The following is a 16216-nucleotide window of genomic DNA, read 5'->3' on the forward strand; positions in this document are numbered from 1 at the left end:
ATGCGTTGGCCTTGGAAGCGGCAGCCTGCGGATACGGAAGCGGAGGAACCTGATGCCTGGGTGCGATACCTGGCGCTCTTAGAAGAACACGGCATTCCTGTACCGGGCAGTTTTTCACGCCAGCCTGCAACGGAGCAGGACGAGCAGGCCCTCTACGACGTGGCGCCTTCTCTGGTGGATCTGTTGCCGTGGGTCGAGTACCTGCCAGATAGTCAGTGCATGTTGCTGGAAGATGGCCAGTCCGTGGCCGCGTTCTTCGAGTTGAAGCCGGTGGGCACCGAGGGTCGTGAACCCAGTTGGCTGTTGCAGGCTCGCGATGCCGTCGAAAACGCCTTGCAGGACAGCTTCGATGAACTGGACCAGCATCCGTGGGTAGTCCAGTTCTATGCCCAGGATGACAGCAACTGGGACAGCTATCTGCAAACTTTGCGGAGCTATGTGCAACCTCGCGCTACGGGCAGTCGCTTCAGCGAGTTCTATTTGCAGAGTTTTGCCCATCACCTCCAGGCGATCGCCAAACCGGGCGGCTTGTTCGAGGATACCGCCCTCACCCGCCTGCCCTGGCGCGGACAGAACCGCCGCGTACGCATGGTGGTGTATCGCCGGGTGGGCAGGATTGAGCCCGGCCGTCGCCACCAGTCGCCGGAGGACGCCTTGAACACGGTGTGCGAGCGCCTGATCGGCGGGCTCGCCAATGCTGGTGTGGCTACCAAACGCCTACACGGCGCAGACATGCATGCCTGGCTGTTGCGATGGTTCAATCCATACCCCAGGCATCTCGGTAGTGAGCAATCGGACCGGGAGCGTTTCTACCGGCTGACCTCCTACCCCGAGCCTGCCGGCGATGGTGATTGGGAGCTGGCCAGCGGCATGGATTTCTCGCAGCGATTGTTCTTCAGCCAGCCACGTTCGGATGCCGAGTCAGGCACTTGGTGCTTCGATGGCCGTCCCCATCGCGTCGTAGTGCTCGACCGCCTGCGTTCCTCGCCGCTCACCGGACACCTGACGGGCGAGACCCGGCGCGGTGATGCAATCAACAGCTTGTTCGACCAGTTACCCGAAGGCACGGTCATGTGCCTGACCTTAGTCGCCACACCGCAGGACGCCCTGGAAGCCCACCTCAACCACCTGAGCCGTAAATCGGTCGGTGACACCCTGGCCTCCGAGCAAACCCGCGCCGATGTCCAGGAAGCCCGCGCCCTGATCGGCAGCGCGCACAAGCTGTATCGCGGCAGCCTGGCGTTTTTCCTGCAGGGCGATTCGTTGCCTGACCTGGATACCCGTGGCGTGCAGCTCGCCAATGTGCTGCTCAATGCAGGTCTGCAGCCGGTGCGTGAGGAAGACGAAGTGGGACCGCTCAGCAGCTACCTACGCTGGTTGCCCTGCGTCTTCGATCCGGCCCAGGACAAGCGCCAGTGGTACAGCCAACTGATGTTCGCCCAGCACATCGCCAACCTCGCACCCGTGTGGGGTCGCAGCCAAGGCACCGGCCATCCCGGCATCACCTTCTTCAACCGCGGCGGCGGCCCGATCACCTTCGACCCGCTGAACCGCCTGGACCGGCAGATGAACGCTCACCTGTTCCTGTTCGGCCCCACGGGTGCAGGTAAGTCGGCGACCCTCAACACCCTGCTCAACCAGATCACCGCCATCTACCGGCCCCGGCTCTTCATCGTCGAGGCGGGCAATTCCTTCGGCCTGTTCGGCGACTTCGCCAAACGCCTGGGGCTGAGCGTGCACCGGATCAAGCTGTCGGCCGGCGCCGGCGTCTCCCTGGCCCCGTTCGCCGATGCCCGACGACTGGTCGAGACCTCCGGTCAAGTACAGACCCTCGACGCCGATAGCCTCGAAGAGACAGCCCCTGCAGAGGGCGACGAACAACGCGATGTCCTCGGCGAACTGGAAATCACCGCCCGCCTTATGATCACCGGCGGCGAGGACAAGGAGGAAGCTCGCCTGACACGAGCCGACCGCAGTCTGATTCGACAATCCATCCTCGATGCTGCTCACCGCTGTTCGGGCGAGCAGTGCACCGTGCTGACCGAGGACGTGCGCAATGCCCTGCGTGATCGTGCGAGCGACACTGCCTTGCCTGAGGCCCGCCGCAACCGTCTGCAAGAAATGGCCGAGGCCATGGACCTGTTCTGCCAAGGTCTGGACGGCGAGCTGTTCAATCGCCCCGGCACGCCTTGGCCCGAGGCGGATATCACCATCGTGGACCTGGCGACCTTTGCCCGCGAGGGCTACAACGCCCAGCTGTCGATTGCCTACCTGTCCCTGCTCAACACTGTCAACAACATCGCTGAACGCGATCAGATGCTCGGCCGGCCGATCATCAACGTTACCGACGAAGGCCACATCATTACCAAGAATCCGCTGCTCGCGCCCTACGTGGTCAAGATCACCAAGATGTGGCGCAAGCTCGGGGCCTGGTTTTGGCTGGCCACGCAGAACCTCGACGACCTGCCCAAAGCTGCCGAGCCGATGCTCAACATGATCGAGTGGTGGATCTGCTTGAGCATGCCCCCGGACGAGGTGGAAAAGATCGCCCGCTTCCGCGAATTGAGCCCAGAGCAGAAGGCCTTGATGCTCTCGGCCCGCAAGGAATCCGGAAAGTACTGCGAGGGGGTGATTCTATCCAAGTCGATGGAGCTGCTGTTCCGCGCCGTGCCACCGAGCCTGTATCTGGCCCTGGCCATGACGGAGCCAGAAGAAAAAGCCGCCCGTCATACCCTCATGCGGCAACACGGCATCAGCGAACTCGATGCCGCGATCCGCATGGCCCAGGACATTGACCGGGCCCGCGGCATAGAACCGCTGCAGTTGGACCTACCAGGAGAGGCATCATGCGCAAATGGATAAGTGCGAACAATATGAAGTGGGCGATCGGCTGGCTTGCCCTGGCAGGACTGGCACTGTGCTGGTGGCAACCGTTTCGCCCCACCCAGCATGGCGGCCCACCTTGGATCTATGGCAATCCCGATGCGCGTTTCACGGTCGTACTGCACGCCGACCTTGAATGCCCGCACTGCCGGATTTACCTGCCGCAACTGCAGCGCTGGATCGTCACCAACGATCACGTCAATCTGGCCTGGCACCACCTGCCGCTGCGCCAACACGAGCCCGCCGCCAGCCGTGAGGCGCGGCTGGTCGAATGCGTGGGTCAGCTCGAGGGCCGTGAGGGCTTTTGGGGCGCAGTCGTCTGGGTCTACCTGAACACACAGGGCAATGGCCGAGGGTTGGCGACCGGCACCACCTACCCCGGCTCGACGCCAAGCCTGCAACGTTGCCTGGCAGGCGAACAGGTAGTTCAAACTGTAGATGCGCAAAAAGCGGAAGCCGCACAGAACGGATTGAATGCCACGCCGACCCTGCGCCTGGTGGACAATCACACCCGGCACACCCTGATCCTGCAAGGCCCCATCGAGCCAGATGCCCTGCTATCGGCAGTGGACCTGTTGAGTGCACCCGAAATTTCCGAAATGCCTGCTGACGTGATCAGCGACATGCCCAGGTAGCCCACGTTCGTCACGGCTACGACACCGCGCTGCGGTGTTGAACGCGTCTGTCCCTGCCCATACCGGGCCAATTTGTCCTTTCCCAACGGGGTTCCAGCCCGGTGGGGCGGAACCTTCCTCTCGTCCCTGGAGGTTCCATGTCGCAGTCCTACCCGAGCATTGAATGCCACGTCTCGGCCTTGTCCGTCGCCGAAGAACGCCTGGTGAGCCGGGCCATCAAGGTCCTGGAAAAGCGCCTATTCGAGCGCGGGCCACGGATGTACACACCTACTGTGACCAAACGCTACCTGCAGTTGCAGTTGGTGACGTACAAGTACGAAGTGTTCGCCGTGATCTTCCTCGACAACCGTAATCGTCTCCTGGCCTTCGAGATTCTGTGCGAAGGCACGATCAATGCGGCCACAGTCCCTCCTCGCCGTGTCTTGCAGCGCTGCTTGGAGATCAATTGTGCTGCAGTAATCCTCGCCCACAACCATCCATCGGGCGATGTACTGCCCAGCGAAACGGACAAGTCGCTTACCCGGACCTTGAAGCAGTTGCTTGGCCAAGTGGATGTGCAAGTGCTGGATCATGTCATCGTGGGCAGCGGCGAAGCCTACTCCTTCGCAGAGAGTGGCGAACTGTAACGCTTTCACCAAAAACTCATCGTTGGAAGACACAAGCCAGGTTGATGCCTGGCTTCTGTCTATCTACATGCCCAACTCCACGGGATCGCCTCAACATCTCAGAACTCTTTGAATCTTCGCCAACATTGAGTTCAGTCATAGTCTTGTCAATGAAACTGATGTCAAATTGACGCAGGTCTATGCCGCTACGCCATCAGCGTTGCGCTCCAGGCCTGATCCCCGACCAAGCAAAAGGATGCGCTATGACCGATGCTCTCGACACACTGGCCTCCGATTTCCGGCTTCATGAGCTTTTTGGTGACGATCAACTCGCTACTGCCACCCAGATATGGATTCTTGAAATCGAACGCACCGGATCCGCTGAACTGCGGTTCCTCTACGCCCGATCACTGCCCGGTACCCATCAGTCTCACAAGTGGAGCGGTACCTCAACTAGCAAGACGCCCGTGTATGATGGCTGCTCCGCCAAGACTCATGCCTTGGCACTGCACACATCCACTCAGCAACTCAAGACCTTCCTGAAGCACTTCCTTGCCGGCGAGACACTGCATGCTGCCAGCCAGCTGGCCGATCTGCAGCTAGATGACAAACTGAACAAAAAGGTGGGTGCTACCCTCTTCGGGGGCAAGCCAGTCGCCCGCCCAGTCATGCACTTACCGACGCGAGACTTCTTTCAGTTTCGTACCAGCCGCCTCAGTCCGACCAGCTATGCCAGCGTGGACAGTGCAGCCATTTCGTCCGACAGCAAGGCAGAGACCTTCAATATGGCGGAGGGCTTGGACCGAAAGATCGCAGAGGTCGCATGCCAGAGCCTCAACGCAGATACCGGACTCGACTTCGCCGCCTTGGATGCGTGGCGCACTGGGGATTTTGAGTTCATCTGTATCCCCAGCCAAAATCGCGCGGAAAAGAGTAAGTACGACATCACGTTGAAGGGAGATGACGCCTCCCTCAAACTTTTCGAGCCACTGACACGTGAGGCGTCCGACCTCTTGGTCGTGGTAAATGCTTATAGTGCCGACAGCGTATTGGCCACCCATACAGCTCGGTTGGCCAAGCACGAAAAGTACCCACTGAAGCATGGCTTCAGGCTTGAAGCCTTCGAGAAGCAGATCAGTACATCATTCACCCTGGAAATCTACGCCCTCAATGACCTCGGCGAATCCTTCCTGGTGCTACAGACCGGTAACTACTTCGTCCGCAGCATGAACCTCAACATGCAGATCGTCGAACCTATCCGCTCTAACGAAAAGCTGAGCTGGCTGGAAAAACGCGTCCCACCGAAAGAACAAGCGAAGCTTCCAGCCACTGCACGGGTAGGCCGGGCATTCCGAGATTCGCGCTCGCAGCTGGGAGGCCATACCTCTGATCCTTGGGTGGCCCTAAACAGCGCAACCGAAACAACCATGGCACAGCTCTGCCCCAAGACCTCCAAAGGGCGCTTCTTCCTTACGCTTACCGACAGCGGCGGCACCAGCCGGATACAACTGACGGAATGGCTCCGTCAGATCTTCGAGAACCACCATGACGCTCAGATTGCCTGGTTCGATCCATTCATGGAGGACGTGGGCATTGATCTACTCCATCGAATGGGCACCGCGACAGGCGACTATCTCATCATCACGACTGAGAAAGAGTCGAAGGACGATAGCAAAGCAGGTGCTGATCAGCCGAGCCGTGTTCAGAACCTTCTCAACCAGTGCTCTGGGTGGGGCAATGGCTACTTCGGAAACGTTCGCCTCAAGGTGCTAGCCGTACCTGAGAGCAAGATCCATGATCGAATGATCCTGATTCGATCAGCCAGCGGTCGTCCACTGGCTGGCTACCAGCTTTCCAACTCGATACAACGCGCCAATGATAACTACCCACTGGTGGTAACCCCAATCCCTCTGGATGTGATGCCGCACGTCTTCGAATACTGTGACCAGATCATTCAAAGCACGCTACATGGTGAGGGCAAGAAGGTACCAACCGCCAAGCTGATCTTCGATTCAACCTCGTTCATCAAATCCGGGAAGGAAGACGAGGAACCAGAAGGTCTGAACCGTCGTTCCGGTTTCACTGAAGCGCCTCGCGCTGGCGATGTGCTGGCTTGGTGGCTTGATGACCTGGAGCTGGCGGGGCTGTCTGGTGCTGAATTGATGAATCAGTTGGAGACCAAGGACTACGTTCAAGAAGGGAAGCTCAATCCAGAAATGTTTGAGAGTATCCCTGCAAAGTTCTGGACCAAAGGCCTGCCTCTCGAAGACTTCCACTCAGCCTGGGATGCTCTTGGCTATGTGCTGGCCCACTGCCAAGGGGGGCACCTGTTCACCGACGAGCACAAGCCCTTCCCGCAAGCGCTGCAGAGCGCTTTGCTCGAACACCTCAACCCTGCACGCCAAGGTGCCCTGCAACCAAGGCGTCGGAAAGCTCTGCTGGATCTTGAACACTATCGATCACAAGACCTCACAAAACTGCTGCTGTCCACTGATGATCCAGATGCGGCTTTCCACTACTCGCCACCCGATACGTCATGGAGTGACTATTACGCGCTCAAGCTACTCTGGTCACATGCACCACAGGCGCTTGCCAGTTGGTTGAGCGAAGTGTGCGCACAGCCTATCAACGACTTGCGTACTAGGAGCTTGGTCATTGAGGTCTTCAAGCGCATCTGCCTGTCGCTCGGCTTCGATAAGCACCCAGTACAAATAGAAGCCCTGCTGCGCAGTGACACAAGCCTCGTCACTTGGGTAGGCCTTCATGCCTTCAAAGATGCAATCAACAAGGGCGAGTGGGGCGTTGAAACGCTTGGCCTGATCGACCAGATAACACCAGCCAGCGCTCATCGAACAATTCTGTGCTGGCTCATCAACAAAGCAAATTACGGTAAATCGGACATCAAGCAGCAACTGATTTCAAAGCTCACACAATCTCTTCAAAAGCGTCTGTCTGACCAAGAGCTAAAGGACATCTTGCAGCCTGTGCGCGACCGGCTTGGAAAGTTGCATTACTTGACGCCTTGGATCCTTGAGTCGTTGCTGGTTCCCATGCTCGAACAGAAGGCAGTAGATCCAGCCCAGGTCGCTAGAGAATGGTTCAATGAGCTAACGAACCAATGGCGCGCATCTCTCAAAGACAACAACAGCCTGCATTTCAGCCTGGAAGCAGATGGCGCTTTCACTGACGAACTGGCCATATTGACCCGCTATTTGGCGTCAGAGGTTCAAGAAGTGATCGTTGCTGAACTGTGGAAGATCTTCAATACGTTGGCTCGGACGATCCGCCAACCTTTAAGCGCTCAGGTGAGCTGGCAGTCACACATCCGGGCTCATGAGGTTAACCTATGGCTCTACGCATTGGCTCGACGTATCGACGCACTGGTTAAGGTTGATACAACCCCATCACTGGCTGAGCTTCTGCTTGAGAGCGAAGAGATTATTGAGCGGCTACCCGATAGATACCGAGACTACTCCGCCAGCTCCGAATTGCTCACTTACATGAAGAGTGACCCCGACCAACTGAAATCTCACAGCCTGGTCCATACCATTCACAAGGCAATTACTAGCGGCCAGTAAGCCTAAGCTGTCCGGCAGGTGCTTCGCTTTACTGGAGTACCTGCCCGCCCAATTCAGAGTAGACAATACGAAATCTTCACGTCCCTATTCTTTGAGGTTTTCATTCATCGCACCTGATCCAATCGCCAGCATCCACGCTCGCAGGATTCGATCATGGCCGCACTTCCCTCCCTCGCCCTTCGCCGCAGTCTGTTGGCAGGTCTTCTATGCCTCCCAGCCGCGTCGATGGCACTCAGCACCGCTGACATCACCGCTTCAACAGCCTCCCCCGACTGCCTGACCTACCGCGTCGTCGGCATCTGCTATTGGCTGTTCTGCACGCCCTACGGCTGCCAGGTCCGCACTTCGACCAAGGTCCGCCACTACATCCCCGACGCGGTGGTGTCCAGCTACGCCAACACGGGCGAGAACCCCTGGCGTGATGTGCGCAGTTTCAGCCCGGCCAATGCCAAAGCACAGAGCGGCGGCGCCAGTACTGCGGGCAACAGTCACGAGTCCCCTGCTCTGCGCTTCAAAAACGCCGATGTAATCGGCCACCCTGGCGGCTGGGCCTTCAGCCAGTTTGCCGGCCAATCCGGCTACACCTGCGCTGGGGCAGGTACCGCTTTCATGCCCCACCTGCTCAGCACACTCGACACCTTGGCCTGGCGGTATGGCATTCCTGAAGCTGTCTACCCCGAGTCGCTGACGCCGGGCCGCCGTGAGGTTGGCAGCCAAACGGCCTCTGATCTGTGGGGCAACCTCTACCCGCGCAGTGGATTCGTTCAGCAGACCGACGACTACAAGGCCGCTGCCGTGATCGCCCAGCGTGCCGGCGACATCGTGACTCGCCGGGGACAGGTGCACGTGTACCAGCCGCTGCTGGCGGACAAGCAAGACGGCTATTGGCCCGCGGGTGAGTTGAAAGAGAACGATGCCGAAACTGGAAAGTGGCAGGAGCTGACCCCCACCGCCGCCGCCACCTGTGCAGTGTTCCCTCATCAGGAGACGCAGCTACAGGCAGAACAAAGCGACTTTGCCTGGGCGCTGTGGCGCCCCTACAGCTGCTGTGAGCGGGCCGGGCAGATCTTCCTGGGTAGCGTCGATACCGAGGGTGCTGAGCGATGAACGCCACCTCACGCAGCCTGCTGGTTGCGCTGCTGGCCATCACCAGCACCGTCCACTCAGCTGATACCCCAAAGACCAGAACCACTTACGAAAGCACTGGCAGCGTGCTGGGAGACGACGTGCTCTACAGCATCGGCGGCGGCAGTGCAGTCTCCATGAGCGGCGCCGCCGACATGCGCAGCATTGGGATCGGGGTTGGCTGGAACAGCAATCTGATCTGCGGAAACATGGACCTCAGCGCCACCCTGCAAAACCAGCTCAACGGCGTGACCAACGGCTTTCAGTCGATCATGAGCTCGGTAATCCAGAACGCCACCAGCGCCGTGGCTTCACTGCCGGCCATGATCATCCAGCGTGCCGACCCGGCGCTGTACAACCTGCTGAATAACGGCATCCTGCAGGGCCGCCTGGATTTCGACCGCTCCAAGGCTAGCTGTCAGGCTATGGCCAATCGCATGGCCGACATGGCCGGGGCCCAGTTGGGCTGGGATCAGATGGCTCAGGGTCAGGCACTCGGCCAATCGACAGCCGGCCAGAACACCGATGCGGTGGCAGCCATCGAGCAATCCGAAAAAGAGCGTGGTAACAAGGGCGTGCCTTGGGTCGGCGGCCAGCAGGCCGGTGGACAAGGCCAGGCCCCTATCAAGCTGATCAGCGATGTCAGCCGCGCCGGGTACAACCTGCTCAACGGCCGCCAGGTCGGCGATCGTTCCAGCATTGGTCAGGATCGCTGTGGCAACAGCCTGAGTTGCCAGACCTGGGACTCGCCGCAAGCCGCAGCCGACTTCGCTACCCGCGTGCTAGGCGAGCGCGAGCAACGCACCTGTGATGGCTGCAGCAAGACCCAAACCACGCCCGGTGTCGGGCTGACCCCGCTGATTCAAGAAGAGTACGAGAAGAAGCTTGAAGCCCTGCAGGCCCTGATCAAAGGCACCACTGACCCAACCCCCGAACAATTGGCCGTAGCCGGTTGCCAGTCCCTGCCCATCACGCGCGGGGTGGTTGAAGCACTGCGCGAAGAAGCAGATAGCAGTCTCCTGACCCAGCGCCTGGCCTCCGAAGTAGCCCTGGCCAGCGTCCTGGAAAAGGCCCTGCTGTTGCAGCGCACCCTGCTCACCGGTCGCAAGGAGCCCAACGTTGCCATCAACGATCTGGCTCAACAGGCTATCGGCAGTGAAAGCGACACCCTGACGCAGGAAATCAACAACCTGAAGACAGAGCTGGAGCTTCGCCAGACCCTGGCCGGGAATTCCGCCATGATGCTGGTCCAGCGGCACAGCACACGCAGCAGTGGCTCACGAGGCATCTACGAGGGTGACCCCACTCGGAACCGCCTGGGTGAGATTGAGAAAGCACCTCAAACGAGGACACGGCCATGAATCTGCGACAGCCACTCAAGCGAGCGGCCACGGTGGCCGGTACAGCTCTGCTTGTGCTTGCCATCGGCACGGGCATCAGCCTGATAGGCATCAAGCTGACGGGCGGTTTGATCGAGTGGCGCCAATGGATCGCCGACCACACCGGCGCTTTTCGGATCTGGCGAATCGGCCTCTACGCCGCGACCCTCGCCTACTGGATTCGCCTACGGCGTGCGCACCCTCTCCCACCCGCACGCCACCAGCGCCTACTGCGACTGGAATGCACGGTCGTCGCCCTTTTGGTACTGATCGAGCTGCAAACACCTGGAGGTGAGCCATGACGCTCTACACCAATGACTACCTGGAGTATTACCTGACACTGGTCGGCTGGATCATCAGCAATGGCATCTGGGACGTCCTGGTTGTCAGCGGCATAGTCGCCCTGCCCATCGTGGTGATGATCACGCAGGAATGGCTCAAGGCCCGCAGCGAGGGAGCTGACGAAGGGAACAAGGGCCTGCTCTCCACATTGCGCATCGAGGGTCGCCTGTATGTGGCGATGGCCGTGATGTACTTCGCCTGCATACCGGCGATCCCCATCGACCTGAATACCCTGGGCTACGACACCTCGCGTTCCACACAATGTCAGGTGCAAGTCGCCACCCCGCAGCAGACACGCTGGTCCAACAGCTTCACCACCCTCAACAACCAAAGCGCCCAGGTGCCGATCTGGTGGTACCTGGTTCATGCGGCCTCCAAGGCCGTGACCGGCGCGGCTGTTGCAGCTATCCCCTGCGGCACCGACCTACGACAAATGCGTATGGACATCGATGCCACGCGCATCCGGGACCCGTTGCTGGCTCAGGAAGTCGCGGACTTCAGTCACGCCTGCTATGGCCCAGCACGGGCACGGCTGTTCATGAAGCGCCCAAGCCTGGCCGAGGCTGACATGGACGAGGTGAACTGGATCGGCTCGAAGTTCTTCATGAACATGCCGGGCTACTACGACTACTACCACGCCAAGACCCCGATGAAAGCTTGGGACTATGAACCCAAACGCGATGCAGGGCTGGCACAGATTGAAGGTGCTGGCGGCTACCCGACCTGTAGCCAATGGTGGGATGACGCCGGCAGAGGCCTGCGCGCCCGCTTGGTTGGCCAAGTTGATCCGGGGCTGTTGTCGAACCTGGGGAAATGGGCCGGGTTCCTCAGCCAGACCGAAGCCGACGACGCGATGATCCGCACCCTCGCCTCCCCTCGTCAGCAGGCGTTGAATCAAGGCGCGGTGTATACCGACTACGGTGGGCAGGTGGCGATGACGGCCCCCAACATCGCCACTCGGGCCACGAGTGACTTGGGGCTTTCTGTAGGAGCTCTCGGCTACTTTCCAGCAATGGATGTGGTACGCCAAGCACTGCCCATGGTGCTTTCGTTCTTGAAGATGGCCCTGGTGACCTGCATGCCATTGGTGATGCTGTTCGGCACCTACGACTTGAAAACGTTGATGACCGTCACAAGCGTGCAGTTCGCGCTGTTCTTCGTTGATTTCTGGTTCCAACTGGCGCGCTGGATCGACAGCACCATTCTGGATGCACTCTACGGATGGGACTCACCGCACAGCAATTTCAATTTGCTGATGGGTCTCAACAACTCGTTCGGTGACATGTTGCTGAACTTCGTGATGGCATCCATGTTTCTGGTGCTGCCTGGATTTTGGATGACATCTTTGGTTTGGGCAGGGCTTCGTGCGGGTAGCGTTCTCCAAGGTTTGACTGATGGCACCAAAGAAGCAGGCCAAGCCGGCTCCAAAGGCTCTGGCGTTGCAATCAAAGCCTCAAAGGGAAACTAGTCATCGTCAAAGCGAGGATCAGGATCATCGTTGTGAGAAGCAGGATGATAGAAGATGCTTTCCCGATGATCCTCGCTAGCTCTGGCTCCCCATTGAGGCGCCTCTGTATCGTCCACACTCCTGACAAGCCAAATGAATAGCGCAAGGCCAATGAGGACAATGGCAATCCAGAAGGCTGCATACAGCATTACCGCAGCAAGAGTTACTTTGGCGCCCCATAGCACAGTCTTACTGAGCAACAGTGGCACTCCCATTTTGGTCAATCGAGCGGTGAGAGCTCGCTCGCGATCCACGCACCATCTTCGAGCCTTTGCCGCTAGCCTCCCAAGCCGCTCCGGGATGCTCTTACCTTTTTGCTGTTTCATCTGCTGCCTCCTGCCGCTGAAAAAGGATTATCGGCGCCTAGCCCGATCCGAACGTTGATCGCCGTTCCACTCCGAGCGAAACCACTGCGGTCCGCTCACCCCAAAACGGTAAACGGCAAATGGAAGGGCTGCACGGGCAAGAGGTCGAAGGGGAAAGGCCCTACCCGAAAATGGAAAAAGGACTACAACCATCCAACTCGCGGGGTCTGCCATGCACCTCTGGTTCAAGCGAAAAACGCCAACTCCCGTTGCGGCCGATGCCCCCATTGCGAGCGGCTTCACTGCCCCACAACCTGCCGTTGAACTGCTAAATACCTCGCGCCGGCAGAAGCTGCTAGAGAACATCTGGCAACGCACGTCGCTCTCCCGCCCACAGTTCGACACGCTGTACCTGGCCCCACTCCACCGCTACGCCGCCTTGGTCCAGCAGCTTCCGGCTTCCGAGAGCCACCACCACGCCCACCCTGGTGGCATGCTGGACCACGGCCTGGAAACGGTTGCCTTCGCCCTCAAGCTGCGCCAATCCCACCTACTACCGATTGGCGCACCACCCGAAGCCCAAGCCGCTGAAGCAGAAGCCTGGACAGCTGCCGTCGCCTACGCCGCGCTGCTACACGACCTCGGCAAGATCGCCGTGGACCTGCATGTCGAACTGATGGATGGCAGCACCTGGCATCCGTGGCACGGACCACTGACGCAACCCTACCGGCTACGCTACCGCACCGACCGTCAGTACCGCCTGCACAATGCGGCCACCGGTCTGCTGTACGCCCGCGTGCTCGGCCGCGGTTGCCTCGACTGGCTCAGCACCTACCCGGAGTTATGGGCATCTCTGCTGTTCGTGCTGTCTGGCCAGCACGAGCACGCCGGCATCCTCGGCGAACTTGTAGCCCGCGCCGATCAGGCCTCGGCATCGCAGGCCTTGGGCGGTGACCCCAGCAAGGCCATTGCCGCGCCGAAGCAGGCGTTGCAGCGCAAGCTGATCGATGGACTGCGCTACCTGCTCAAGGAAGAACTCAAACTCAACCAGCCTCAAGCCTCCGATGCCTGGCTCACCGACGACGCCCTCTGGCTGGTCAGCAAGACCGTTTCCGACAAACTGCGCGCACATCTGCTCAGCCACGGTATCGAGGGCATACCGGAACGCAACACCGCCGTATTCAACGTCCTGCAGGATCACGGCATCGCCCTGGAGAGCCCCACCGGCAAAGCCATCTGGAAAGCCACCGTCACCAGCGATAGCGGCTGGACGCAAAGCCTGACCTTCCTCAAACTCTCGCCGGCACTGATCTGGAACAGCGCTGAACGCCCGGCACCGTTTGCAGGGACTGTCACAGTCGATCCACTGACTGAAGAGGCACCACCCAGCGCCCCCATACCGCCCGACATGCCGGAAATTCCAGCTCCGTACGCTGATCCCGACTCGATTCTGATGGACTTCCTACCGCCGTTTCTTGACGATGCCCCGCCCCCGGAATCTGCACCAGTAGAGGAAGCCAGCGCAGGCGAAGCATTCCTGCTATGGCTGGAACAAGGTATCCGCTCGCGCCACCTGATCATCAATGACGCCAAAGCCCTGATCCACACCGTGGCTGACACCCTGTACTTGGTCACGCCCAGCATCTTCCAGCGCTACTGTCGTGAACACCCCCATATCGCACGCCTGGCCAAGCAGGATCAGCAACAGGATTGGGAATGGCTGCAACGCCAGTTCGAACGCCAGCGGACCCACCGCAAGCAGCCCAACGGGCTCAACATCTGGACCTGCCAAGTCTCCGGCCCACGCAAAACGAGGCGCCTCCACGGCTACCTGCTCAAAGATCCCAAGGATTTGATGGGCGACATCGCCCTCAACAATCCCTACCTGCAGTTGCTACCGCCTGAGGCCGAACAAGAGCCGTCATCACCGCCCGTCACCTGATGCAACAAAAGGAAGTACCCTGGACGACGACAGCGCCGTGCACCTGCCGTGTTGAAACTCGCTCTCCAACGCCACACCATCCAGATAGATGGTCAACTGCCTGGTAGCCGCCTTAATCTCCCCTTGCTCACACAGGTCCAGCCGATCGGCCCAATCCTGCATCATGCGCCGGCGCTGCTCCACATACTCAGCATGGTTGTAGGCCGAGCTGACCTTATCGGGGTCCGCGTGCGAAAGCTGGGCATCTATCCAAGCCTTGGGATAGCCAAACTTATGCAGCTCCGTGGAAAGCGTGCCACGCATGCCATGACCGGTCAGCAACCCCGCGTATCCCATACGGTGCAATGCCGCATTGAGGGTGTTTTCGCTCATACGGTCCGTCAGGTCGCGTCGGTTGTAGAACACGTATTTCTGCGCTGGCCGTATCTGCTGCAGCAACTGCCGCACAATGTCCTTCGCCTGCCTGGAAAGCGGCACGATGTAAGGCGGAATTTCTTGGTTACGACGGCCTTCCTAGCGCATTTCAAGCTGCAGCTGTTTAACCACCTCGGGCGGAATCGTCCATAGCCCCCGCTGCAGATCGAACTGATCCGGCGTAGCCATGCGCAGCTCGCCCGTGCGCACGCCCGTTAGCAACAGCAGGCGCAAGCCGAGACGGGTCTGCAATGCACCACCGTACCCGTCGATAGCCCTCAACAGCCCAGGAAGCTCCGACATGCGCAGGAAGGGGTTGTGGACCACAGCCGGCTTGGGCGCGGCCACCACATCGAGGTCCGACGCAGGGTTCTGCTCCAGCCCTGGTGCTTTGACCAGAGCGAAGCGAAACAGCTGCTTGAACCACGTCCGGACCTTCTCGGCCACGATGTAAGCTCGGCGCCGCTCGATTTTGGCCAGTACGTCCAGCAGGTCATGCCGCTTGACCGCGTAGATGGAAGATTTGCCCAGTACCGGCAACACGTCGTTGTCGAATATGCGCTGGATCTGCGCCAGGGTGCTCTGCCGACCCTTCTTCAGCACACGGCTGCGGTGCTCGAGCCACAACGCGTAAATGGCCTGGAAGGTGTTTTGCTCTGCAAGGTTGTGGGTGTGGCGCTGATGCCGGCGATGGGTGCAGGGATTGGTGCCTTGGGCAATCAGCCGCCGCGCTTCGTCGTGCAGCGAGCGTGCCTGGCGCAGGCCGACTTCGGGGTAGGTACCCAGGGACATGCGCTTTTGCTTGCCGGCCCATGAGTAGCGGAAGTGCCACGACTTGCCGCCAGCCCCGCTCACGCCGAGTGACAGGCCGTCGCTATCGCCGAGGGTGTAGTCCTTGCCGGCTGCCTTGGCTTGGCGAACAGTTGCATCTGAGAGTGCCATGTACGAGCTCCTGAACATGAAATTCAGGGCTAGATGCTCGTAACGCTCAACGCTCCTCTCCAGCAACAAACCGCCACGGTAGCAGCCCGGATTTCATGGACTAATTTCTGGACTAAAAAAGTCCGGATGCCCATGGATCGGAGTGGCTTTGACTGGAACAAAAAAAGACGCCTAAGCGTCTATTTTCAATGACTTCCATGGAACTCTGTAGATCGATATTTGGAGCGGGAAACGAGACTCGCATCGGGCCTGCGAGCCATTGAAATCAAAGGGTTTTCAGCAATTCCTGAAACAGGTATAGCCTTGATTTTTGACTCATTTTTCGGGGTAGGCAAGTGACCTAATTTGTGGATGGTCGATCCCATCAGGCCATCCTGCTCAATGGAAGAAATTGACCGTCCTCTACAACTGCCTTTCCCTATGGTTCTCGCAATGTGAATGAGAGTGAGCTCGATCGTGATTTATGACCTACAGTACCCCCCTGATTGACCTGCAGCCGAACCAGATGAATGACAAACTGCCTCAGTGGTACTGCACGAGCAACGGTTGACAGCCAAGC

10 protein-coding genes and 1 pseudogene are annotated in these 16216 nt (G+C 59.4%); 9 read left to right on the top strand and 2 right to left on the bottom strand.

What is annotated here, in order from left to right:
* The 8 genes from ACIP21_RS13720 to ACIP21_RS13755 all read left to right on the top strand — a co-directional run bounded on the left by ACIP21_RS13720 (position 1) and on the right by ACIP21_RS13755 (position 12015).
* The gene (locus ACIP21_RS13720) at positions 1-2862 is read left to right on the top strand and encodes a conjugative transfer ATPase (RefSeq protein WP_400688238.1); all 2862 of its coding nucleotides are present in this window, start codon (positions 1-3) and stop codon (positions 2860-2862) included.
* The gene (locus tag ACIP21_RS13725) at positions 2847-3518 is read left to right on the top strand and encodes a DsbA family protein (protein WP_400688240.1); all 672 of its coding nucleotides are present in this window, start codon (positions 2847-2849) and stop codon (positions 3516-3518) included. The genes ACIP21_RS13720 and ACIP21_RS13725 overlap by 16 nt, the downstream gene beginning before the upstream one ends.
* Before the next feature lie 137 nt (positions 3519-3655).
* Positions 3656-4144 carry a JAB domain-containing protein gene (locus tag ACIP21_RS13730; RefSeq protein WP_400688242.1) on the top strand — a complete coding sequence of 163 codons (489 nt, stop codon included), beginning with the start codon at positions 3656-3658 and terminating at the stop codon, positions 4142-4144.
* A gap of 242 nt (positions 4145-4386) precedes the next feature.
* Positions 4387-7701, top strand: coding sequence for a VPA1262 family protein (locus ACIP21_RS13735; RefSeq protein WP_400688243.1), 3315 nt, complete (start codon positions 4387-4389; stop codon positions 7699-7701).
* A 153-nt stretch (positions 7702-7854) separates the two neighbouring features.
* Positions 7855-8808: a TIGR03756 family integrating conjugative element protein gene (locus ACIP21_RS13740; protein WP_400688245.1), complete on the top strand. Its 954-nt coding sequence runs from the start codon at positions 7855-7857 to the stop codon at positions 8806-8808.
* Positions 8805-10187 carry an integrating conjugative element protein gene (locus ACIP21_RS13745; protein ID WP_400688247.1) on the top strand — a complete coding sequence of 461 codons (1383 nt, stop codon included), beginning with the start codon at positions 8805-8807 and terminating at the stop codon, positions 10185-10187. The genes ACIP21_RS13740 and ACIP21_RS13745 overlap by 4 nt, the downstream gene beginning before the upstream one ends.
* Complete coding sequence (locus ACIP21_RS13750; RefSeq protein ID WP_400688249.1) at positions 10184-10507, top strand: hypothetical protein; 324 nt, start codon at positions 10184-10186, stop codon at positions 10505-10507. Before ACIP21_RS13745 ends, ACIP21_RS13750 begins: the two co-directional genes overlap by 4 nt.
* Positions 10504-12015 carry a conjugal transfer protein TraG N-terminal domain-containing protein gene (locus ACIP21_RS13755; protein WP_400688251.1) on the top strand — a complete coding sequence of 504 codons (1512 nt, stop codon included), beginning with the start codon at positions 10504-10506 and terminating at the stop codon, positions 12013-12015. The genes ACIP21_RS13750 and ACIP21_RS13755 overlap by 4 nt, the downstream gene beginning before the upstream one ends.
* On the opposite strand, the gene ACIP21_RS13760 is transcribed toward ACIP21_RS13755, so the two are convergent.
* Positions 12012-12380: a DUF3742 family protein gene (locus tag ACIP21_RS13760; RefSeq protein WP_400688253.1), complete on the bottom strand. Its 369-nt coding sequence runs from the start codon at positions 12378-12380 to the stop codon at positions 12012-12014. The two genes, ACIP21_RS13755 and ACIP21_RS13760, sit on opposite strands and share 4 nt — an antisense overlap.
* 211 nt (positions 12381-12591) lie before the next feature.
* Here ACIP21_RS13760 and mobH point away from each other — a divergent pair, with 211 nt between their 5' ends.
* Positions 12592-14301 carry a MobH family relaxase gene (mobH, locus tag ACIP21_RS13765; protein WP_400688255.1) on the top strand — a complete coding sequence of 570 codons (1710 nt, stop codon included), beginning with the start codon at positions 12592-12594 and terminating at the stop codon, positions 14299-14301.
* A 72-nt stretch (positions 14302-14373) separates the two neighbouring features.
* Here mobH and ACIP21_RS13770 read toward each other — a convergent pair.
* A pseudogene (locus tag ACIP21_RS13770) lies at positions 14374-15657 on the bottom strand (tyrosine-type recombinase/integrase); the annotation flags it as partial.
* Between the last annotated feature and the right edge of the window lie 559 nt (positions 15658-16216).

It is taken from the genome of Pseudomonas sp. NPDC089401, from assembly GCF_044749485.1.
Classification (GTDB): Bacteria; Pseudomonadota; Gammaproteobacteria; order Pseudomonadales; family Pseudomonadaceae; genus Aquipseudomonas.

Coding starts and splice junctions, on each gene's coding strand:
- ACIP21_RS13720 (WP_400688238.1), top strand. CDS start 1: ATGCGTTGGCCTTGGAAGCGGCAGCCTGCGGATACGGAAGCGGAGGAA.
- ACIP21_RS13725 (WP_400688240.1), top strand. CDS start 2,847: ATGCGCAAATGGATAAGTGCGAACAATATGAAGTGGGCGATCGGCTGG.
- ACIP21_RS13730 (WP_400688242.1), top strand. CDS start 3,656: ATGTCGCAGTCCTACCCGAGCATTGAATGCCACGTCTCGGCCTTGTCC.
- ACIP21_RS13735 (WP_400688243.1), top strand. CDS start 4,387: ATGACCGATGCTCTCGACACACTGGCCTCCGATTTCCGGCTTCATGAG.
- ACIP21_RS13740 (WP_400688245.1), top strand. CDS start 7,855: ATGGCCGCACTTCCCTCCCTCGCCCTTCGCCGCAGTCTGTTGGCAGGT.
- ACIP21_RS13745 (WP_400688247.1), top strand. CDS start 8,805: ATGAACGCCACCTCACGCAGCCTGCTGGTTGCGCTGCTGGCCATCACC.
- ACIP21_RS13750 (WP_400688249.1), top strand. CDS start 10,184: ATGAATCTGCGACAGCCACTCAAGCGAGCGGCCACGGTGGCCGGTACA.
- ACIP21_RS13755 (WP_400688251.1), top strand. CDS start 10,504: ATGACGCTCTACACCAATGACTACCTGGAGTATTACCTGACACTGGTC.
- ACIP21_RS13760 (WP_400688253.1), bottom strand. CDS start 12,380: ATGAAACAGCAAAAAGGTAAGAGCATCCCGGAGCGGCTTGGGAGGCTA.
- mobH (WP_400688255.1), top strand. CDS start 12,592: ATGCACCTCTGGTTCAAGCGAAAAACGCCAACTCCCGTTGCGGCCGAT.